This is a genomic window from Bacillaceae bacterium S4-13-56, assembly GCA_040191315.1.
In the GTDB taxonomy this organism is placed as follows: Bacteria; Bacillota; Bacilli; order Bacillales; family JAWJLM01; genus JAWJLM01.
Genome location: JAWJLM010000008.1, coordinates 1 through 21,383 on the forward strand (window position 1 = coordinate 1; position 21,383 = coordinate 21,383).

Genomic DNA, 21,383 nt, shown 5'->3' on the forward strand with positions numbered 1-21,383 from the left:
TTGGGATTAAAAACGACAACTAACTTGACAAACACCGGGGTCCCACCAACAAAAAGCGGAAAACATACGTTAAGCAAATTTCGACATGAATAAAGCCGATTTTTCCTACGCTAAGGAATCATCGGCTTTAAATGAGAAGAGTTGCTAAATAGCGTTAGTATTTAGGCAAACTTCTATGTTCGACCTTGGAATGTCCAGATAATTAAATAAATTGTCAATTAAAAAAATACTTTTTAATATTATTGAAATAATTGTCAAATTCCGTCTGGTTTATAGTATAAATATTAAATCCATTTTCCTTTCTTTCAATTACTAAATTATTCTGTTTGAGTAGGCTTAGATGTCTTGATACTGTGGCTGTGGTAATATTCAACTCATTCGCAATTTCCTGAGATTTAATTTTGGAGTTGTTAGAAATTAAAGAAAGTATTTTTAATCTTCCTAACTCAGAAAGTGATTTTCCAATTTCAGATAAGCTTTCTAAAGACTTTTCTTCTTCTAATTTTTGTTTAACCGACTCATTATTGATATCTTCACTTAAATATATTGATGCGTTGTATACTATATTTAATTCACCTAATCCCCATATTACTATAAATTTAGGTGCAACATATAAAGAAGGATAAAATCGAATCAATTTAGTTTCTTTAGTTGGGAATTGCTCAGGTATTTCATATCCTGTTAATAACTTAGAAATAATCTTGTCAAAACCATTTGATAATAAGTCTAAATTCAGGAATTTATTACTTTGTTCCCATTCAGTCATTATTTCTAATTCTTTTTGTCTAAAAAAGTCCTCGTAGAAATTCGTCCAAAGTTTAGTCAATTCATTATAGTAAGAACTATAACTTTCAATAAATTCTAGTTGTTCTTCATTAATAATACCGTTTAAATGTTTAATTCTATTTCTAATTTCTTCTGTTGGTGATTTTGATTTTTCTAAAATATGTTTAATTTCAATGGGTTCAATATATCTTCCTAGAAGATAATATAAAAATTCCTCTTTCTCTAAGTTATTCAAGTATTCAATAAAATTAGGGAAAGTATGTTTTTCTTTCATCCCCAAGATACACTCTGCTAACTGTGCGCCATATTCAAATTTCCCATAAAACTTACTCAAAGTATCATAATTCTCTTTGTAAAATGTTTTTAAAGCTTCTTCATTATTTCCTTTATTTAAATAACAACTTCTCAGGCAAGCCATCATTTCAAATAAAGGAGAAACATTATATTCTACCGTACAATCCCTTTCAATAGCTGCAATAGTAAAAACCGCCATAAAATCACTAACCTTCATTAATTTATTTTAATAAGTAATTTTTCTTCAAAGGAATTTAATGATTCATTATTTGATTCCCTTGAATTTGAACTTACAATGATATGTCCGGCACGGCTATAAGAATCAGCTGTCTTCTTTACTTTTTCACCAATATTATAATATATAGCCCAATCTTTGATATTTTCATCGCTAATATTATCTGAAAAGCCCTTACTTAATAGTGTTCCTTCTTTAAATGTTAAAAACTTGATTGAGCTATGCTTAACGTGTTCAGGCAATATTAATTCTAAAACAGATGGATCATAAAATGATCTTATACCTATTTCATACTGATCAATACCCGTCGAAAGGGTATGTAAAAGAGGTATGTAATCACCACCTGGTCTAGTATGCATTTCGATAATGACTATTTTATTGTTCTTATTATCCCATTTAACTTCAATATGGCTAGGGCCATGTTGTACTCCTATTGATGTTAGAGATTCCTTTGTTGCTTGTATAATTTGATCATATAAAATATGGTTTAGAGATGCTGGAACAGAATGCCCAGTTTCAATAAAATTCGGTTTTCCTGTTGTGTTTTTCTCAGTTATCCCTATTATAAAATGATTTCCCCTTGACGAAACCGTTTCAATGCTATACTCAGGTCCTTCAATATATGGTTCAACTATCCAATGTATATCACTATCATCTTTATTATTTATATACCATTTTGCCCATTCCTCTTGGTTTTCTATAAAAAAGACATTTTTACTACCATAACCGTCAAGGGGCTTGATAATAAAAGGAGCATGAATTGGTAATTGATCTTGTTGAAACTCATTAATAAACCCAGCTTTATAATCTAATCTTAGTATATCATTCTTCAAAAATATTTCCCTCATAAGTGATTTATTTCTAGTGGATTCTATAACATTAAGGTGATTAGTGGGTAAATTTAGCTTCTCACTAATTATAGAAGCAGTTTTTAACCCTAATTCTGTAAAACTTAATACTAAATCAATTTTCTTATAAATTTTTAGTAAATCATTAACCTTTTTTAATACTTCATCTTCATCCTCTAAATTATCTACAATAATTACACTTTCTGCTTTATCAATAATTTTAGTAGAGATATTCGTAGATTTAGGACTAACTACAATGACTTTAAAGCCAAGATTTCTCCCTGCTAATACCCCAAATTCACTAGCACCTAAAATAATTAACATTTTATCCATTAGAAACACTCCATTCTAAGGTATTAATAGCCTCTTTAGCAGCTATTTGTGCCTCTTTTTTTGTATCGCCTTTTGTTATGATATAGCCTAACCGATGGTAACTACTTTTTATGCCCGTTGAGATATAAGGCAATTTATTAATACTCATTCTTACAAAACCTTTTGTATCTTTAACCTTTTCAACCCCAGTCACTTTTTTATATTCCCCTAAAGATACTGGCAGAGCGAACTGAATGGACGCAAATTTCTCTTTTTTATTACCAATATCCAAACGTTCACCAATAGCTTGGAGTACAACATGGTCTACCATGTTAACCCCTGTAGCTATCTCTACTAATTCTGGGATACAATCCCCAGCTAACCTGGGATTTATTTCTACTAAATATATATTGTTTTCAACAACAAAAAACTCAATGTGGGCAGCTCCAAAATTAAGCCCAAATAATTCGAGTAATTTTGAAAGGTTTTTTTCTAGGTTAATAAAAGGAAAATCTAAGCGTCCAGTTATATGACCGCATTCAACTGAATGATCACCAAAGGTTTCTTTCTCTGTAACGGAAACTAACTTCCAACTTAAATCAGTATATATCATTTCAGCAGAATACTCTTCTCCAGTTATGAACTCTTCAATAAGCCATTCTTCTGTTAATTGATACCCACGTTCATTTGTTTTTCTTTTAATCTCTGTTCCTAATGAGTTTCTTAGTTGTTCTTCATTTTTACAAACGGTTACCCCGTTACTCCCACTATCATCTACTGGTTTAATTACACATGGGAAATTCAATTGTATTTTGTCAAGGTCTTCTATAGAAGAAACAGCATTGTACTCTGGTTGAGAAATTAAATTAAATTCATTTTTCAAAATATGATCTCGCATTTTTCTTTTGTTTCGAACTTTCTCTAAAGAACATGCTTTATGACCAGGTAAATTAAACTCATTTGCCAATGCTGCGGCAGGTAAGAGGTGATAATCATCAAATGCTAAAATTCCAGAAAAACTCAATTGTTTCTCCCTAATTTCATACTTCATTTTCTCAATATCGTAGGTATCAATAACCAGATATTCGTCTGCAATCTTACTTGGGTGATCATTTTCTTGCATAGAATTATATTGGTCAAAATTAGATGTCCAAAAATGAACTTTATATCCCTTATCCTTTGCTATCTTCATGGCTTTTGATCCAGTTCCTGTAGTATTGGTCTCAATAAATAAGATATTTTTCATATTCTTTTCTCCTCGAAGTATTTACTAGTCTTTATGAATTTATTATTAAATTTCAAACTGAAAGCATGAATTGTTAATATAAGGACAGAAATTACAGATAAAATTAGGAAAGTAAAATCATCGAAATAATGATAAAGATTTAAACCTATAAAACTTCCCAAAGACTCTCCTAATCCCCAAACAACTCCAGCAATTCCAAATGCCCATGATGGACTTAATCCACCTCTATTAGCCACTAATTCACTATCAATTGTTGGGACCCATATAATTTCACTTATACTAAATATAATTATAGCTATTACAACAAATGTAATTGTTGGGTTAAACCATAAAACCATAAAAGAAATACCAATCAACACAAATGCAATTGAATACCACAATTCTTTACGAATAAGGGGCTGAAATTTGGGGAAAACACCCTGAATAAGTATTACAGTTATCGCATTTATTGTAAAAAGTAGACCTATTGTTTTCCCAGTAAATTCTTGTGAAAATACTATTGGAAGAGTAGTAAATATTTGTGTGTAAAGAAACCAGAAAACGGAAGAGAACAGTGTAAACCTTAAAAAAGATTTAAATCCTTTCTTTTCTTTTCGGTATTTAATAAACTCAAAAATATTTAAACTTTCCTCTGATTTTAGTTGTATGTTAGGGAGAAGCAGAGCTATAAGCCCAGCAAACATATAATTAAGCATACTGATAATTAGTAGACTACTTGGGTGCCAATCTAATACTAGTCCTCCTAAAAGAGGGCCAAGGGATGCTCCAACATTTACAGCAATATTAAGTAATGAAAAAGCATTTAGCCTTTTGGATTCTTCAAGCATTGAAATATGCGTTTTTAAGGCTATATTATATAAAGATATAAAAATACCTAAAGTAATGATAAATAATAGAAGTATAAAATAGTTAGTGAAATAAGTAATCACTAAAAGTGTAAAGGAAGACCCAAATAAGCCAATAAGTAAACTTTGCTTTAGTCCAAGCTTATTAATAATTCCCCCAACAAAGGCGCTTCCTGCCTTGGACATAAAAGTAAATGAGGCTACAATAAAACTAGCCTTACTAATCTCTATATCTTTCACCTCTACCAACCAAAGTGAAAGAAGAGGTATTATTGAAAAAAAACCAATCGAATTAAAAACCCTAATAAAAAAGCTTAACACTCCTTCATTTTTTATTTTATACATGTACAACACTCCTAGAGAGTTTTTTTACAACCATCTTTGTTATTTCTGTAGCTTTATAAATATCATCCCTAGATATATGTCGATTAATCACTATCCTAGCCAATCCAGGCAACCATGGAAAAATTAATAGTCCGTACTCTTCACATAATCTTAAAAATTCATTTGTGTTATTAGTTAAGCTATTTATATTTATAAAAATCATGTTGGTTTCTATGCTTTCAACATTTATTGAAATCTCTGGAATTTCATTCAGCAAAACAGCCCTCTCTTTTGTGAGTTGATGATCATTTTTAATTTTTATAAGGTGATAATCCAATGCGTATTGAGCTGCAGCAGCATACATTCCAATTTGGTGTAACCCCCCTCCAAACTGCTTTCTTAACGTTCTAGCAGACCCTATAAATTCTTCACTTCCCATAAGCATTGATCCATAAGGTGCACCCAGTCCTTTTGCGAAACAAACACTTAGGGAATCAACATTTCTTGCATATTCCTTTAAAGGAACGCCAGTAGCAACATGGGCATTAAATAACCTTGCTCCATCCAAATGGAGTGAGATATCTATTTCTCTTGTATACTTGTATAAACTTTTAATGGTTTCAATTGGGAAAGTCTTACCTTGATAATAATTTATTGTATTCTCAATAGTGACTAACTGTGGTTTCGAATATAGAGGTCCTCTGGGCTTTGAATTTATTAATTCCTCGACATCGCCCTTATTAATTATCCCGTCTTTTTTTCTTACACAATTCAATACAGCTCTGCTAAGTATTGCAGTCGAAGCACTTTCATAAAAATTGATATGATAATTTGCTTCTGTGATAATTTCATTTCCTTCTTCAACCTGGGCTTTTATTGCTATTTGATTAGCCATTGTTCCGCTAGGAACAAACAGTGCCCCTTCTACTTCAAAAAGTTCTTTACAATATTCTTCTGAATTATTTACACTCTCATCTTCACCATAGCAATCATCACCTACAATAGCAGTCCTCATTACTTCCCGCATTTCTTCAGATGGTTTAGTTAAAGTATCACTTCTCATATCAATCATTGTTTTGCACCTCACAGAAGTATAGTTAATATGTAATTACTTATTTACACAATTACGCAATTATATTATCATGTAATTACAGGATAATCAATTCCCTTTTTGTAAAATAATTGTTATTAATGATAATTTCCAATTAACATTACTGTTCAGATACTCATCAATTGATAATCAATTCCCTTTTTGTAAAATAATTGTTATTAATGATAATTTCCAATTAACATTACTGTTCAGATACTCATCAATTGATAATCAATTCCCTTTTTGTAAAATAATTGTTATTAATGATAATTTCCAATTAACATTACTGTTCAGATACTCATCAATTTCTGAACACTCTAAAATTTAAATATTTTTCTAGCCTTCTGCCTATTATATGTGTTCATAAACTCTGTAAAGAAATCTATGTTCAGATATTACCCCTAACATTAAGTTGTGTTACGATAAAGCAGAAAAATTAAACAAGGGGAGAAATTAATGAAGGTAGGATATGCTCGTGTTTCAACAGGCATTCAAAATCTTGATTTACAATTGGATGCTCTTAGAGAACATGGTTGCGAAGAAATATTTACAGATAAAATTAGTGGCGCCAAAGATAAAAGACAAGGGTTGGAAGAAGCACTTCGATTTGCACGCTCTGGTGATACGATAGTAGTTTGGCGCTTAGATCGATTAGGTAGAAATATGCAGCATTTAATTAAAATTGTGAATGACCTTAATGACCGAGGCATTAGTTTCCATAGCTTGCAGGAAAACATTACGATGGACAAGGCTAGTGCAACGGGGCAACTTATGTTTCATCTTTTTGCAGCCTTTGCTGAATTTGAGCGTAATCTTATTCAGGAGCGATCAGCAGCTGGACGTGCTGCAGCAAGAGCCAGAGGGCGATTAGGAGGAAGACCAGAGAAGTTAGATAAGAAAGAGTTAGAAATGTTAAAGACATTAGTGGCGAATGGGACGCCCATTACGGATATTGCTCAAAGGTGGGGTGTTTCCCGAACAACTGTATATCGATATTTAGAAAAGAAGTAAGTCTTTGAATACGAAAGGATGGATGGGGAGGAAATGGCATCGAGAGGGAAAGAATTACTTACAGTAGACCAAAGGGATGAATTTGTACGGATTCCATCTGATATGACCGAAAGGGAACTGGAAACCTATTATACATTTTCGCAATATGATTTGGAAGTTATTAAACGGCATAGAAGAGATCATAATCGTTTAGGATTTGCTGTCCAATTATGTGTATTGCGCTATCCGGGGTGGTCTCTTACAGATGTTGAACCTATACCAGATTATGTAGTCCAATATATAGCAAAACAGATAAATGCTAATCCCGATTCTTTTTCCTTATATGCCCAACGTGACCCAACTAAGCATGAACATATGGAAGAAATCCGACAGGTATATGGATACCAGAATTTTTCTGTAAGTACATATCGGGAATTAGCTCAGTATCTTTTGAAACATGCTCTTCAAAATGGCAATTCCATGTATCTACTTCGAACTGTTCAAGAAGAAATACGGAATCGAAAAGTAATTCTTCCTGGAATGACTACAATAGAGAGACTTGTCTGGGAAACTCGTCGGAGAGCAGAGGAAAAGATTTTTAAATCCTTAACCGGGACCCTTTCAAACTGGCAAAAGAAAAAGTTGGATGAATTTATCGATCCACTAGTGGAAAGCAAGAAAACCCCATTAGCATGGTTGAGGGAAATTCCCGGCCAGTCATCACCTGATGCCTTTCTAAAAGTAATAAAGCGTTTGGAATATATTCGGGACTTGAAACTTCCGACAAATTTACATGAAGTACATCCCAATCGATTGCTTCAATTATCACGTATCGGAGCACGTTATGAACCTCATTCGTTTCGCAGATTTAAAGAAAATAAGAAATATGCCATCCTTGTAGCATATCTAGGAACACTAAGTCAGGACTTAATTGACCAAGCAATTGAAATTCATGATCGGCAAATGATGATTTTACAATCGAAAGGTCGCAAAACGCAAGAGGAAATGCAAAAGGAAAATGGAAAAGCAGTTAATGAAAAGGTTGTTCATTTTGCAGATATTGGGGCTGCGCTTATTCAAGCACGAGATAAAGGGCTTGATCCATTTAGCACCATTGAAAAGGTAATGCCTTGGGATAAAATTGTTACTTCCGTTGAAGAAGCAAAAAAGTTAGCACGACCAATGGATTATGATTACCTTGACTTGCTAGAGAATAGATTTATTTATCTAAGAAAGTATACCCCTACTCTTCTTAAATCATTAGAATTTCGTTCTACAAATGCAGCAGAACCATTATTACGTGCATTAAAAACATTGAATGAGATGAATGAATCAGGAAAAAGAAAAGTACCAGATGGAGTACCATTAGATTTCGTCCCAAAACGATGGGAAAAGCATGTGTACGATGAGGAAGGAACAATTAATCGACATTATTATGAAATGGCTGCCCTAACGGAATTAAAAAATCATATTCGTTCAGGGGACGTATCTGTAGTCGGTAGTAGGCTTCATAAGGACTTTGAGGAGTACCTTGTTCCTAAAAATGAATGGAAAACAACCAATCTTAAAGATACTAGATTGGCAGTTCGATCAACAGCAGAGGAATACCTTGAGGAAAGAGGGAAAGCTTTAGCTGAACGCTTTACATGGGTATCAAATAACTTTGATAGTCTTGAAGGAGTAAATATAGAAAAAGCAAAACTTAGGGTAGATCGTCTGGAAAAGGATACCTCAGAAGATGCACGAACCTTCAGTTTATCCATATATAATATGCTTCCAAGAATTAAGCTCACTGATCTTTTAATGGAGGTAGCGCACTGGACAGGGTTTGACGAAATGTTAATACATGCCTCCACCAATCGCCCTCCAAAGGGAGAAGAAAAGGTAATTTTAATGGCTGCGCTTATGGCAATGGGGACGAATATTGGATTAACTAAAATGGCAGATGCTACACCTGGAGTTACTTATCACCAGATGGCCAATGCCGCACAATGGCGATTGTATGATGATGCTATAAATCGAGCACAGGCAACTTTAGTAAATTTTCAGCATAAGCTTGCTCTAGCTTCTTATTGGGGAGATGGTACCACATCTTCATCTGACGGAATGCGTGTACAAGTTGGTGTTTCATCGTTGCATGCTGAAGCAAATCCCCATTATGGCACAGGGAAAGGGGCAACCATTTATCGGTTTACAAGTGATAAATTTTCGTCTTTTTATACGAAAGTCATTAGTACAAATGCAAGAGATGCCGTACATGTCATAGATGGTTTGCTTCATCATGAAACAGAATTAAATATTGAGGAGCATTATACTGATACGGCTGGTTATACCGATCAAGTTTTTGGTTTAAGTCACTTGTTAGGATTTCGTTTTGCACCAAGGCTGCGTGATCTAGCCGATGCCAAACTATATACCATTCAAAAACCAAGTGATTTTCCTGACCTAGAAAGATTACTTCGTGGACGGATTAACATAAAGGTTATTCAAGAAAACTTTGATGATGTACTCCGTTTAGCCCATTCTATTCGAGAAGGAAAAGTGTCCGGTTCACTTATTATGGGGAAATTAGGATCTTATGCAAGGCAAAACAAGTTAGCTACTGCTTTGCGAGAAATGGGAAGAATCGAAAAAACTATTTTTATCTTAGATTACATATCTAATGAAACACTTCGTAGGCGTATTCAACGAGGATTGAACAAAGGGGAAGCAATGAATGGCTTAGCAAGAGCATTATTCTTTGGCAAACGGGGTGAGTTACGAGAACGAGGGCTGCAAGACCAACTTCAACGTGCAAGTGCCTTGAATATTATAATTAACGCCATTAGCGTATGGAATACCGTATATCTTACCGAAGCAACAAATTTGTTGAAGGAAAAAGGAAATTTACGAGAAGACTTACTAAAACATATTTCTCCATTGGGATGGGAGCATATCAATTTTCTTGGTGAATTCACCTTTGATATGAAGAAAATAGCAAGCTTACATTCGCTGCGCCCTCTTATTCAATAAAAATAATAGCCGACGATTTCCTTAGCGTAGGAAATATCGGCTTTATTCATGTCGAAATTTGCTTAGCGTATGTTTTCCGCTTTTTGTTGGTAGGACCCCTTCTTTTTAGGAGTATGTTCATTATTTATATATCCACAAGAGGTATTTGGTTCGGACTTGTTATCTCAAACAACAAAGTCAGCCAGTAAAATGGTAAAAGAAGTAGCAAGTGCAATTGATGATGGAACAGAAACAGCCGAAGATAAAGTTCTTGAGTCAACCAATCAGGTGATAGATGAATCTGAGGAATTAGTGATCCAGAGTATGGACCAAGTAGATGAAGTAGCTGACCATTTAGCTTCTCATAGTAAGAACTACATCACAGAAGTAACCTCAAACGTGTTGAAAAAAGTAATAGAAACTCCTAAAGAAATTGTGAAGACACCAAATAAAATGAAAAAAACAACAGAACGAAAAAATATATCTGTATCTTTGGAAGTTTTACAAAAAATAGTTAAATCTAAGAGAGAATTATCGAAAATTCCATCTATCACTCACGAGACTATTTCAAAGAAACAAGAGGAATCAGAAGAAAACCAAGAAGTTGTGAATAAGGCTAATTCAGACCAAAAACCGAGTAAAAAAATACCTTCTCCTCCTTTCCCCGTTGCGATAACTGGACAAACAAAGTCTCCAGGAAGAGGGTTAGGAGGCCATCAAAGTCCAGTTGATCATGGTACTGGATTACATATTTTAAGTGAAAGTTATCCATGGTTACCTAAAACTGGGTCCATAACGTCTGTTAATACGATTTCTTATTTCTTTGATCAATGGTTACACGCACCTCCGATACCACCACCAGAATTATCTCCTTCAAATCCAAACGTATTTTAAAAAATTTGAAGGAGCGATGTATAGTGAATAAAGTGATGATAAAAATGGTGATGATAATTGGTGTGTCTCTAGGTATTTTCGGTGAACACATGAAAGCAGAAGCCGCTGAGAATAAGGTTAAACTTGATCTAGGAACAGATTTAACTAGTGAAAGTCAGTTGAATGCGGATATTCTTGGTTCTGGCAACTCTATTGGTCTTGATGTGAATCTAAATGGCTCTGTACATTTGTCAGGATACGAAGGAACAGCAGTAGATGATTCTAATGCTGTTCAGAGTAGCGATGTCATTAAACATTCCGTGAGTACTAAGGCTAAGGGCATGCAAGAGATGAATTCAAGCTTAAATGGTTTGCAAATAAACACTCAAAGTCACTTAAATGGCTCTTCCGAAATTGAAGTGGATCCAAAAGTTGCTTCCGATGATTTGTGTACTGAAAATAACCTCCAGGTTACTTCCAAAGCGGATCTTTCGTTGGCTCAAAAAACGAAACTTTGGTTTATGGATTTGTTCCAATCTATTTTTGCTGACTCCAGCTCAGAAGTTACTAATTCCGCTGAAGTTGAGTTAGAGGCATCAACACCTTGTGATCCTGAATCATCGTCTACCAAAACAACAATAGAGCAGCAAACTTAAATCAGAACATTCATTTAGTCTACAATCTATGTTTTCGATGTTGTTTCAATAAAAAAGCAAGCACAGGATTTTCCCTGTGCTTGTTTTCGTATACTTTTTTCGTAATTGAAATCATTAGTGATAGGCTTTTCCATTTTGATCAATATAGACGGTTTTTACTTTAGTGCGATGGAATTTATCCTCACCCACCTTACCCTCCATATCAATAGTGACATTGTAAACGCCAGCTCCAAGGTCTGGAAGGATAATCTCCCCAGCTTTTGGCGTTTTAAATTGCTTTTGCTTTAGTTTACCGTTTTTATAAAACTCAATTCGTGCCTCAGACTTAAGTTTTATTTTTTTGTTTTTAGTCTCAATTTTTATTTTCTTCCCGTCAGGTGAAAGCTTTACATCCTCATTAAAAGGACTATCATATTCTACTTCCATGAGGTAAGTAGGATTAGAACTTGAGTTTGATATCACCGTCCATTCCCCTGCAGTCGGTTCTGAAATAGATATATTATGATGATAAGCTCCCTTAAAATAGTCTGTTGTAGCTTTCTTAATATCAATGGAAGTCTGTGTATTTCCATTTGGATCCATTAACATTAGGTCTTGGATGGATTGATTGCTGATTAAATTAAAAGTAATCTTGTTTGTGTTTTCCTCAACATGAAAGTTTTCTATTTGCTTTCCCTTCGCGATCCCGCCTCTTATGAATGATGACACTTCTTGATCTTCCAGCTGTTGTTCATTACTACCACTATACAAATAATAGTTATGCTCCTTTAAATAAGGCTCAAACAATGAAAAGGTTGAAGAACCTTCTTTGATGGTGGAATGATTCCAGTCGCCTACTTTAATTTCTGTAGCATAAGGAAGTCTTGAACTTCTAACTGTAACTGCCCCATCATTTTGTCCGTAGGACCTTAAATACAGTCCCCCCCAATAAAGAGAGCTTCCAAAGCTTCCCCATTTTCTCCCACCAAAAGTATAAAAAGGAACATTATCTACATTATAATGTGAATCAGTAACCGAACGAAAATAGCTCATATAACCGGTTTGTAAGGAATAAGTAGCATCACTTTTACTGCCCAATATACCAGCCAACCAACCCGCCCAGCTGCTATAAGCCAGATCAGCAAGCTCTGAACCATGATGAGGTGTGGAAAGAGTTATTACTTTTTCAACATAAGGAGATGCCCCATAATGTACTATTGCTGATTGTGCATCAACTCCACCTTTACTATGTCCTACTATCACAACTTTTTTTTCGAAATGATTATAGATGTCTCTTATTCGTTGGGATAGTAAGTATCCGTTGTCCCACATATCATTTGTTGGATAGAGATCAACAAATGCAGTGTTGTAACCGTTATCAAAAGCGGTCGAATACATGTCATTCCCATCCCACCAAGTACTTGCGGAGCTGTTAAGTCCGTGTACGAATAAGATGGGATAATTAGAAATGGAATAATTAGAAGGCTGTGATCCCAAGTACCAAGTTCCAGGTTCCCCTGTTGGATCACTCTTCCCCAAACTACCTGCTTGAACCCCAATTGTTGGAAGCATAAGCAACAAAGTCAAAACCGTAATTAGAATTTTTCTTTTCATTTTTCCTCTCCCTTACGTATTTTTGACACTTTCATAAAGTATCCACTATGTATATATTAAGATAGCAACGTAAAAAGAAGAAAAATAGGAAGAATGGAGGATACGATCCCACCTTTCTTCCTATTTTTCAATAGAGGCAACTATTTTCCAGTGAAGAAGAATTCTTCTTCAGCAACGGAGACAGTAATCTTCCTAATGTCCTGGTCCTCAAGTAATAGATCTGCTATTTTGTCTTCCAATTGCTCTTGAATCACGCGACGTAATGGACGAGCCCCAAATGCTGGATGATATCCTAGTTCAATCAATTTTACTTTTGCTTTTTTGTCAATTACTAAAGAGATACTTTTTTCTAAAAGTTGATCCTTCAATTCTACTAGCATAAGATCAAGAACTTGAAGTAGGTGTTCTTTCTCTAGTGAATTAAATTCAACTATGGAGTCGAAGCGGTTTAGGAATTCGGGTTTAAAGTAAGATCCTAAGGATTCTAAAATTCCAGATTCCTTTTGCATTTCTTCTCCAACAGAGTTAAACCCAACGGTTATTTTCTTATGGGAAACCCCTGCATTGCTTGTCATAATGAGAACAGTATCCTTAAAACTAACTGTTCTTCCTTGGCTGTCAGTAAGTCTTCCGTCTTCCAATATTTGCAAAAACATATGTTGCACATCAGGATGTGCTTTTTCAATTTCATCTAACAATATGAGGCTATATGGATTACGTCTTACCTTTTCTGTTAATTGTCCTGCCTCGTCATGTCCAACGTATCCAGGCGGTGAACCAATTAGTTTAGATACAGAATGTTTTTCCATATATTCACTCATGTCTAAGCGAATCATAGCTTCTTTTGATCCAAATAATTGTTCAGCCAATGATTTAGCTAATTCCGTTTTTCCTACACCAGTAGGACCAACAAACAAGAAACTTCCAATTGGTCGATGCTTTGATTTTAGTCCTGCTCGACTTCTACGAATTGCTTTCGCAACCTTTTGAACAGCCACATCTTGTCCAATTACTTTATTTGAAAGATTTTTTTCAAGAAGTTTCATCTTGTCCTTTTCATTCTCTTGAAGCTTACCTACAGGAATCCCTGTTTTTCTTTCAACTAAACTCATAATAAATTCTTGGTCCACAACGCCTTTATTTTGATTTACAGCTTCTGATTGAAGCTCTTGTTCTAACTTGATTTCTTGATCTCGTAATTTAGCTGCTTCTTCATACCTTTCATTAATAGTAGCCTGTTGCTTCTTCTCTCTCAATTCGTTCAATTTCTTCTGTAACGAAGCTACTTCTTTCCCTTCTGACAAAAGATTCACCTTAGAACCTGCTTCATCTAATAAATCGATGGCTTTGTCTGGTAAGAAACGATCTTGAATATAACGTTCAGATAAAGTTATACAGGCTTTTAAAGCTTCTTCAGTATATTCGACCTTATGATAGTCTTCGTATTTAGATTGCAAACCTTTTAAGATTTCGTATGCTTCTTCTACTGTTGGTTCCTTAACTGTAATTGGCTGGAATCGTCTTTCTAATGCAGCATCTTTTTCAATCTGACGATATTCCTTTAGAGTAGTTGCTCCAATTACCTGTAGCTCTCCACGAGCAAGTGCTGGTTTTAGAATATTCCCAGCGTCCATAGCTCCCTCTGCAGAACCTGCACCAACTAGCTGATGGATTTCATCAATAAATAAAAGAACATTTTGTCTAGATTGTAATTCCGAAATAATACTCTTTAATCTCTCTTCAAAAGACCCACGGATTCCGGTACCAGCAGTTAATGATGCGACATCCATGACGTAAAGTTCTTTACCAACTAATTTAGATGGGACATCTCCTGAAACAATTTTTAGTGCTAGTCCTTCTGCAATTGCTGTTTTACCTACTCCAGGTTCACCGATCAAAACAGGGTTATTTTTATTTCGTCGATTTAGAATTTCTATAACTCTTTCTACTTCTTGATCACGACCGATCACTGGATCAATTTGACCATTTCTAGCCTGGTCGGTTACATTTCGTCCGAATTGATCTAGTAATCCATTGCCTCCTCTTCCCCTTTGGGCGGGATCAGCATTTGTATTTTGATTATTTGAAAAAGAATGTTGATTTCCTGTAGCAAAGCCGTTAATTAAGTCATCAAATGGGAAACCACTGTTAAATCCAGAAGGCATTTTATTTTTGGCTTCCGCATTTTCGAAACAAGAAAGACACATTTTGACTTGGGACTTATGATGATTAATTTGAGTATATACATTTATTTGCGCTTCATTTTTATTACAAATTTGACATAACATCAAAAATGACCTCCTTTGTTATTACCTTGACCTTTTTTGACCAATGGTTGACTTTATTATACTTTGACCTTTTTTGACTTTCAAGTATTTGAATTTAAAAACTTTTTAAAAACTAAATAAATACCTATTAGATCAAGTAATGTTTTTGTATCTGTCTTATGCAAGGACTCCTTCCTCAAAACACGACAGTGTTTAGGTGGGAGATGAATCGCATAGAAAAATTAATTTAAATAGGCCACAGCGGACACTGTGACCTATAGGATAAGCGGTTCCCCCCTAGGGGATCGGCTATTTTTTTTCGTTCTCCGTCATTGTAAACTTTCCAAATAATCTTCAATTCCTTTTTTGCTTTTAAGCTTGATGACCTTATTTTCTGGATTCATCTTTTGAAAAGCCTCAAATCGTTTTTCCATTTTTTCTTTACGAGAGTGATAGGTTGTGAGAATAAACTTTAAAAACTTGTAATCCATTTTTTCCTTACATCCAACCGTCATATCAGGCCTGGTTTTCCCTTGGTACTGAATACTTCTTTTGATGACACGATATAAGCAAACACTTAAGGGAAGCTCCAAATAAATAATTGTATCAGCGTTTTGAATACGCAAATCGTATGTACTGCTATAATTTCCTTCTATAATCCAACTATCATTTACAACGATTTGCTCCTGTTTGAATGAAAATTCTTCTAAAGACGCTTCTATCCATCCAGGCTTCCAATAAAGTGTATCTAAGTGATAAACTTGAATATGTAATTTTTCTCCGAGTTTTTGGGCAAAAGTAGATTTACCTACACCTGCTGAAACACCTAATACTAATATTCTTTTCAATTTTCGCTATTCTCCCTGCTTTATTTTTTTATCATTTCTTATAGAGGAACATCTAACATTGACTTCAACCTATGATGAAAATCCTCAAATGAAAGTTGACTTGGAATGGGGTTAGGTACAATTACAAAGAAAAGTCAAGAAACTCCTAGCTGCTATTAAGCCATTTAACAATCTTTATATGCAACCGCTTCTGTTAATGAAATTTCAATTCGATTCAATGCTAACGTAAGATCTTGGTTTTATCCAGTATTTAAGGCCTTTAGGTCATACCCTAGGGTGCTAACAATAAGTGGGGAACGGCCTTGTACTTTATGTTTATAACTTCATTGCTCGTACATATGACATTAAAATATGTCTCAATGCCTAAATCATTATACTTTATTATCCCAAATTTTTTAGAAAAACTTGACTTATTGTTAAATGGATTCTTGAAGGCGTATTTTGCTTTCTAAGAAGCGCCTAATACTCTTTAATGTAAGTCCTAATGGCGAAAGTCTAATTTTTTTATGTACTATCAACCAACCAAAGTTAAATTCTGATAGTATAAATAAGCAAAAAGGGGCTCTACCAATGTAGAACCCCACCTAAATTTAAATAGCTGCAAATTCATTGCATTCTTTAGCGCAATGAAAACAAGTTTGTGCGCATCTTTGTGATTCTGGATCTGGGAACTGACGGCAAGTATTTCCACAGACTTCACAAACATAAGCACAATATTTAGCTAATGATTTTGAAAGTTGGCTATTTCTCGCAAGATATCTTGACATTAATTCGCACATATCAGCACAGTCACGCAAATGGCTAAGTTGAATTCCTCTGCCGTACATATCCTTTGATTTATGCAACATTCCAATCATATGTTCGCAGGTTGCAGCACAGTCCTGTACTGTGCCTAATAACCCTTCAGATAAATGATCATGTGGCATGAATTGGTCACCATGATAGTGTTCGTATTGATGCACTAGTAATTCCTCCCTGTGTTTTATTGTCTAGGCATAAGTATCATATGATAACCACCTATCAAAGGGATGGGCGAATCGCTTATTTATTGTATTATTTTAAATTTACTTTGAAACATTTAAAAAAGGAAATACCATTGATAATTATTTAGAGAGAATGCCTTAGTTGCACTTATGCAGATAGGAAAGTTTTATACTTTCCTATCTGTTAAAAAAGCCCCTAACTAAAGTTAGGAGCTTTGACTATTTTTCACTTATAACTCGGAAATCCTACTTCATGAATATTTCCTGGCTCTTGTCTTTCCATTAATTCAGCAAGAGCTGCTTCTAGGACCTTTCGTTGGGTGTTCTTATCATGAGGCTTTCCGAGGGAATGCCCAAATTCGAAGCCCATTGGATGAATCGCACGAGGCGGTCTCATTAAGCTTGATTGTTCAACATCCAAAGTAATTAAAGATGTTGGAATACCTTGTGCTTCAATTCCGCGTTGCACTGTAACTACAGTACGATGACAAAGTGGTCAGCCAGCTGTTAAGAGAACTGCATCAGCTTTTGAGCGAACAACTTCTTTAACTAACGCTGGAACCGTTTCTTTGTTAATTTTATTTAATCTCATTGAATAGCCCATCATTGTTAGGTGCTTTTCAGCTACCCCACCAAGATCACCATCGTTAACCATTTCACGTAAACGATCAATTGGGAAAACGCAATTAATATCTTCTTTAGGGTAATCCGTATTATAGTGATCTTTTGGAGCAGAGTGAGTTACGGTCAAATCTTCTGCTTGAACATCACCAGGAATTACACGATACGTAGCATCTCCTTCAGCGGGATCTGTATTATATGGTTCTTGGTCCTTTAAATGAACACCTGAAGTTGACACGATCATGATTGTCATTTCATGTAGCGGTTTGTTGACAGGTGTATATGGGATCGCTTTTCTTGATAATTCCATACACTACCACCTCATTTTTTTCTAATAGCTTGTCTAGCCTTTTTAAATTTAGAAGTTTAATTTTCGAAGAACGTCAAAGATCTCTTCATTGTCAGGTTGCTTATCGATTGGATGTACATCAATGAATTGAACAACGCCTTCTTTATCGATAACAAACAATGCTCGCTCAGATGCACCGTAAGCTGGTTTCCCTTTTTCTTTACGTAGTACTCCGAATTTTTCAGAAACCTCACCATGAGGATAGAAATCAGAGCAAAGTGGATAAGAAATTCCACCAAGTGATTTTTGCCAAGCCTCATGGCTATCAACACTATCAACACTTATACCCAAAACTTGGGTATCAAACTCTTCAAAACGAGGAAGATCGTCCTCGTATGAAGGCATTTGCGCACCTCAGACAGGTGTCCAATCTAGAGGGTAAAAACTAATAAATACATTTTTGTCTCCAAGATAGTCACTTAGTTTTACTTCGCGACCACCATGTGCGGGCAATGTGAAGTCTGGTGCCTTGTCACCAACCTTTAGGGTACTTGTTTCAGTAGCTCCTTGTGGCATATTCATTCTCCTTCCTTATTACCAAATTCTCGGTAAAATTAAACATCCTCTAGTTTCACCATATTTAAATGAAATTAATCCTTTAAAGGAAAAAACAAGAGGAAGTTTTTTACCGCAAGTTCTATTTTGCAGAAATTGTGAAAAAATGTACAGCAATATGCACAATTCCCAAAAAATATTAAAAGCCAATATTTTCTACAAAAATCATTCCTTTATATGATCTTTACAAAAAGAAAGGATCTCCTCTTCCTCGTCTTCTTCTAAAGCAAAATCAAGAGGTTTATTGCTAGTTGCTTCATAAAACTGATAATTAACAATCCTTACATCTTCACCGTAAATGGCAAGAATAACTTTCAAGGATAGACCTTCTTCACTATACAATTCATCATCCTCTTCTACTTCCACCTCTAAAAGAAACTCATAACGATCCCCTTCAATAATTCCGGTTGGATCATTCCACTTTTCAACAGAATAACTTTTTACTTCCATTATTTAGACCACCTTCTATATCGTTTTAGTATAATATTTTTTCCCTTTTTCATCTGTATCTTCGACAAACCCCATTTTTTTCAAATAATTAATATGATCGGGATTTGAACTATAACTAATAAAAATTGTATATCCTTGACTTAAAAAATAAGTCTTACTTGATTCATAGATAAATGATCCAATTTTAAAATCACGATACTCAGGAATGACAAAGTCCAACATAATCTCTAATGTATGCTCATTATGTCTCTTAGCAATAAACAAACCAGCTGGCACCATATTTCTTAAGATAAACAATTTAACCTCTGATTTTATGGGATCTACTTCTGAAAGTGAAAAATACTTTTCAATTCCAGATTCATAAAAATCAAGAAAATGCTGTACATATGGAGAATCATTTTCAATAGGAAGTAATTTAAAATATTCTTTTGAATTATAAATTTTGTATAAATAATATACATTGATCAAAACAATACCTAAATTCATAAAACCTACAGGAAGAGCCCCAATTAGAAATCCATATAAGGCAAAGATAGCAGAACCAATCAAATTCACCCATCTTAACTTAATAATGGAACTCATCAATAGTGATATTAATACAATCAAAGAAGCTAAATAGCCTAACCATTCTAACCAATCAAAAGCCATTACTATTCCCCTTTCAAAAATTAAATACGGACTATTATAACATACTTTCTAAACATGCCAACATCAACTGGTTATTAGTATGTACGAAAATGCAACTCTCATAATAAATATTGCTTGACATTTTGTTAAAAATTTCAGAATATTTAATATAGTAAGTGTAAATTAAGGGGGTATGAGTCATTGATTGAATTTCTAGAAACATTTAATGAAAAAGGTGCTGAGGTTTTAGAGGAGATTGGAGGTTATGTTTGGGGTCCATTTTTACTAATTTTATTGGTTGGTACAGGTCTTTTTCTTTCTATTCGTTTGTTATTTCTTCAATTTCGAGCTTTGCCTTACGCTTTAAAACTTTCTTTCAGTAAGCATCAAGACAAAGAGTCCGAGGGTGATATTACTCATTATCAAGCTTTAACTACTGCACTTGCTGCAACAGTGGGTACAGGGAATATTGCAGGGGTGGCAACTGCTGTCGTTGCCGGTGGACCCGGGGCAGTTTTTTGGATGTGGATTACTGCTCTTGTAGGAATGGCTACCAAGTATGCGGAAGCCCTTTTAGCGGTTAAATATCGTGTAAAGAATGACAAGGGAGAAATGTCTGGTGGACCAATGTATTATTTGGAACGGGGTATTAATAACAAAGCAGGTAAGGTTTTAGGAGTCATGTTTGCCATTTTTGCTGCTATTGCGGCATTTGGAATTGGAAATATGGTTCAATCTAATACTGCTGCTGCTTCTCTGGAAGAAACGTTTTCTATTCACCCCTTTATCACTGGTATTGTCTTTGCTGTATTAGCAGCATTAGTCATTCTTGGGGGAATTAAGAGTATTGGAAAAGTTACAGCATTTTTTGTTCCTATTATGGCTGCTTTCTATGTTATTGGTGGACTAATTGTTATAGTAACGAACTTCAATTTAGTTGGAGATGCTGTAGGTTTAATTTTTAGTGATGCATTTTCAGGAAATGCAGTGGCTGGTGGTCTTTTAGGTACAGCTATTCGATATGGTGTAGCTCGAGGCGTATTCTCCAATGAAGCTGGTCTAGGTTCTGCTCCTATTGCTGCAGCAGCTGCTAAGACAGACTACCCGGCTCGTCAAGCATTAGTATCTATGACACAGGTATTTATTGATACAATTGTAATCTGTTCAATTACGGGTATTACCATTGTCATGGCAAATCAATGGGGAGACGGATTAGATGGGTCTACACTAACTAGTGCCTCTTTTGCTCAATTCTTAGGATCAGCAGGTAATTACATTGTTACCTTTGGTGTATTATTCTTTACATTCTCTACTATTCTTGGATGGGCATACTATGGAGAAAAATCTATCGATTACCTTTTGGGAGATCAAGGTGTTAAAATTTATCGTTATTTCTATATTTTCTTTATTTTTGTTGGAGCCTCTGTTTCCTTAGATGTTGTATTTGGCTTTGCAGATATTATGAACGGCCTTATGGCATTTCCGAACTTAATTGGCCTTCTTGCTCTGTCTGGGGTAGTTGTGGCTGAAACTAAAAAGTTTATGAAAGTTGCCAAGGAAGAGAAGCTACAATCTGCTGGAAGTTCATTGGATGCTTAGA

The 21,383-nt window shown here is 34.8% G+C and carries 19 protein-coding genes; 5 read left to right on the forward strand and 14 right to left on the reverse strand.

Going from position 1 to position 21,383, the window contains the following annotated elements:
- Positions 1-214 precede the first annotated feature (214 nt).
- From RZN25_03810 to RZN25_03830, 5 genes are read right to left on the reverse strand one after another with little or no spacing between them, the layout of a single operon-like run.
- Entirely contained in the window at positions 215-1,279 is a 1,065-nt protein-coding gene (locus RZN25_03810; GenBank protein MEQ6375945.1) for an ArsR family transcriptional regulator, read from the reverse strand.
- 17 nt (positions 1,280-1,296) lie between these two features.
- Positions 1,297-2,496 carry an ATP-grasp domain-containing protein gene (locus tag RZN25_03815; protein ID MEQ6375946.1) on the reverse strand — a complete coding sequence of 400 codons (1,200 nt, stop codon included), beginning with the start codon at positions 2,494-2,496 and terminating at the stop codon, positions 1,297-1,299.
- Entirely contained in the window at positions 2,489-3,721 is a 1,233-nt protein-coding gene (locus tag RZN25_03820; protein MEQ6375947.1) for an ATP-grasp domain-containing protein, read from the reverse strand. The genes RZN25_03815 and RZN25_03820 overlap by 8 nt, the downstream gene beginning before the upstream one ends.
- Complete coding sequence (locus RZN25_03825) at positions 3,718-4,911, reverse strand: MFS transporter (GenBank protein MEQ6375948.1); 1,194 nt, start codon at positions 4,909-4,911, stop codon at positions 3,718-3,720. The genes RZN25_03820 and RZN25_03825 overlap by 4 nt, the downstream gene beginning before the upstream one ends.
- Positions 4,904-5,962, reverse strand: a complete 1,059-nt coding sequence (locus RZN25_03830; GenBank protein MEQ6375949.1) for a GntG family PLP-dependent aldolase — start codon at positions 5,960-5,962, stop codon at positions 4,904-4,906. Before RZN25_03830 ends, RZN25_03825 begins: the two co-directional genes overlap by 8 nt.
- Positions 5,963-6,436: 474 nt before the next feature.
- Here RZN25_03830 and RZN25_03835 point away from each other — a divergent pair, with 474 nt between their 5' ends.
- The 4 genes from RZN25_03835 to RZN25_03850 all read left to right on the forward strand — a co-directional run bounded on the left by RZN25_03835 (position 6,437) and on the right by RZN25_03850 (position 11,490).
- Positions 6,437-6,991 (forward strand): recombinase family protein, encoded by a 555-nt coding sequence (locus RZN25_03835; protein MEQ6375950.1) that lies wholly within the window; start codon positions 6,437-6,439, stop codon positions 6,989-6,991.
- A gap of 33 nt (positions 6,992-7,024) precedes the next feature.
- A complete protein-coding gene (locus RZN25_03840) occupies positions 7,025-9,982 on the forward strand; it encodes a Tn3 family transposase (protein MEQ6375951.1) in 2,958 nt (985 codons plus the stop codon).
- Positions 9,983-10,138: 156 nt separating this feature from the next.
- Positions 10,139-10,855 carry a hypothetical protein gene (locus RZN25_03845; protein ID MEQ6375952.1) on the forward strand — a complete coding sequence of 239 codons (717 nt, stop codon included), beginning with the start codon at positions 10,139-10,141 and terminating at the stop codon, positions 10,853-10,855.
- Between the two features lie 23 nt (positions 10,856-10,878).
- The gene (locus RZN25_03850) at positions 10,879-11,490 is read left to right on the forward strand and encodes a hypothetical protein (GenBank protein MEQ6375953.1); all 612 of its coding nucleotides are present in this window, start codon (positions 10,879-10,881) and stop codon (positions 11,488-11,490) included.
- Positions 11,491-11,604: 114 nt separating this feature from the next.
- Here the strand turns inward: RZN25_03850 and RZN25_03855 are convergent, their stop codons facing one another.
- The 9 genes from RZN25_03855 to RZN25_03895 form a co-directional block, all read right to left on the reverse strand.
- Complete coding sequence (locus RZN25_03855) at positions 11,605-13,083, reverse strand: hypothetical protein (GenBank protein ID MEQ6375954.1); 1,479 nt, start codon at positions 13,081-13,083, stop codon at positions 11,605-11,607.
- A gap of 140 nt (positions 13,084-13,223) precedes the next feature.
- Complete coding sequence (locus RZN25_03860; protein MEQ6375955.1) at positions 13,224-15,371, reverse strand: AAA family ATPase; 2,148 nt, start codon at positions 15,369-15,371, stop codon at positions 13,224-13,226.
- Positions 15,372-15,679: 308 nt separating this feature from the next.
- Positions 15,680-16,198, reverse strand: coding sequence for a topology modulation protein (locus RZN25_03865; protein MEQ6375956.1), 519 nt, complete (start codon positions 16,196-16,198; stop codon positions 15,680-15,682).
- 590 nt (positions 16,199-16,788) lie between these two features.
- Complete coding sequence (locus RZN25_03870; protein ID MEQ6375957.1) at positions 16,789-17,160, reverse strand: four-helix bundle copper-binding protein; 372 nt, start codon at positions 17,158-17,160, stop codon at positions 16,789-16,791.
- A gap of 247 nt (positions 17,161-17,407) precedes the next feature.
- Positions 17,408-17,650 (reverse strand): hypothetical protein, encoded by a 243-nt coding sequence (locus RZN25_03875; GenBank protein ID MEQ6375958.1) that lies wholly within the window; start codon positions 17,648-17,650, stop codon positions 17,408-17,410.
- Positions 17,651-17,677: 27 nt separating this feature from the next.
- On the reverse strand, positions 17,678-18,112 hold the full coding sequence (locus RZN25_03880; protein ID MEQ6375959.1) for a glycine/sarcosine/betaine reductase selenoprotein B family protein: 435 nt from the start codon (positions 18,110-18,112) through the stop codon (positions 17,678-17,680).
- A 48-nt stretch (positions 18,113-18,160) separates the two neighbouring features.
- Positions 18,161-18,673, reverse strand: coding sequence for a peroxiredoxin (locus tag RZN25_03885; GenBank protein MEQ6375960.1), 513 nt, complete (start codon positions 18,671-18,673; stop codon positions 18,161-18,163).
- Between the two features lie 198 nt (positions 18,674-18,871).
- Complete coding sequence (locus RZN25_03890) at positions 18,872-19,156, reverse strand: DUF6509 family protein (GenBank protein MEQ6375961.1); 285 nt, start codon at positions 19,154-19,156, stop codon at positions 18,872-18,874.
- 15 nt (positions 19,157-19,171) lie between these two features.
- Complete coding sequence (locus tag RZN25_03895) at positions 19,172-19,804, reverse strand: hypothetical protein (protein MEQ6375962.1); 633 nt, start codon at positions 19,802-19,804, stop codon at positions 19,172-19,174.
- A gap of 180 nt (positions 19,805-19,984) precedes the next feature.
- Here RZN25_03895 and RZN25_03900 point away from each other — a divergent pair, with 180 nt between their 5' ends.
- On the forward strand, positions 19,985-21,382 hold the full coding sequence (locus tag RZN25_03900) for a sodium:alanine symporter family protein (GenBank protein ID MEQ6375963.1): 1,398 nt from the start codon (positions 19,985-19,987) through the stop codon (positions 21,380-21,382).
- The last annotated feature ends 1 nt before the right edge of the window (position 21,383 follow it).

What these genes read in the sequence shown, in the direction of transcription:
- RZN25_03810 (MEQ6375945.1), bottom strand. Translation starts at nt 1,279, where the DNA reads ATGGCGGTTTTTACTATTGCAGCTATTGAAAGGGATTGTACGGTAGAA.
- RZN25_03815 (MEQ6375946.1), bottom strand. Translation starts at nt 2,496, where the DNA reads ATGGATAAAATGTTAATTATTTTAGGTGCTAGTGAATTTGGGGTATTA.
- RZN25_03820 (MEQ6375947.1), bottom strand. Translation starts at nt 3,721, where the DNA reads ATGAAAAATATCTTATTTATTGAGACCAATACTACAGGAACTGGATCA.
- RZN25_03825 (MEQ6375948.1), bottom strand. Translation starts at nt 4,911, where the DNA reads ATGTATAAAATAAAAAATGAAGGAGTGTTAAGCTTTTTTATTAGGGTT.
- RZN25_03830 (MEQ6375949.1), bottom strand. Translation starts at nt 5,962, where the DNA reads ATGATTGATATGAGAAGTGATACTTTAACTAAACCATCTGAAGAAATG.
- RZN25_03835 (MEQ6375950.1), top strand. Translation starts at nt 6,437, where the DNA reads ATGAAGGTAGGATATGCTCGTGTTTCAACAGGCATTCAAAATCTTGAT.
- RZN25_03840 (MEQ6375951.1), top strand. Translation starts at nt 7,025, where the DNA reads ATGGCATCGAGAGGGAAAGAATTACTTACAGTAGACCAAAGGGATGAA.
- RZN25_03855 (MEQ6375954.1), bottom strand. Translation starts at nt 13,083, where the DNA reads ATGAAAAGAAAAATTCTAATTACGGTTTTGACTTTGTTGCTTATGCTT.
- RZN25_03860 (MEQ6375955.1), bottom strand. Translation starts at nt 15,371, where the DNA reads ATGTTATGTCAAATTTGTAATAAAAATGAAGCGCAAATAAATGTATAT.
- RZN25_03880 (MEQ6375959.1), bottom strand. Translation starts at nt 18,112, where the DNA reads ATGGAATTATCAAGAAAAGCGATCCCATATACACCTGTCAACAAACCG.
- RZN25_03890 (MEQ6375961.1), bottom strand. Translation starts at nt 19,156, where the DNA reads ATGGAAGTAAAAAGTTATTCTGTTGAAAAGTGGAATGATCCAACCGGA.
- RZN25_03895 (MEQ6375962.1), bottom strand. Translation starts at nt 19,804, where the DNA reads ATGGCTTTTGATTGGTTAGAATGGTTAGGCTATTTAGCTTCTTTGATT.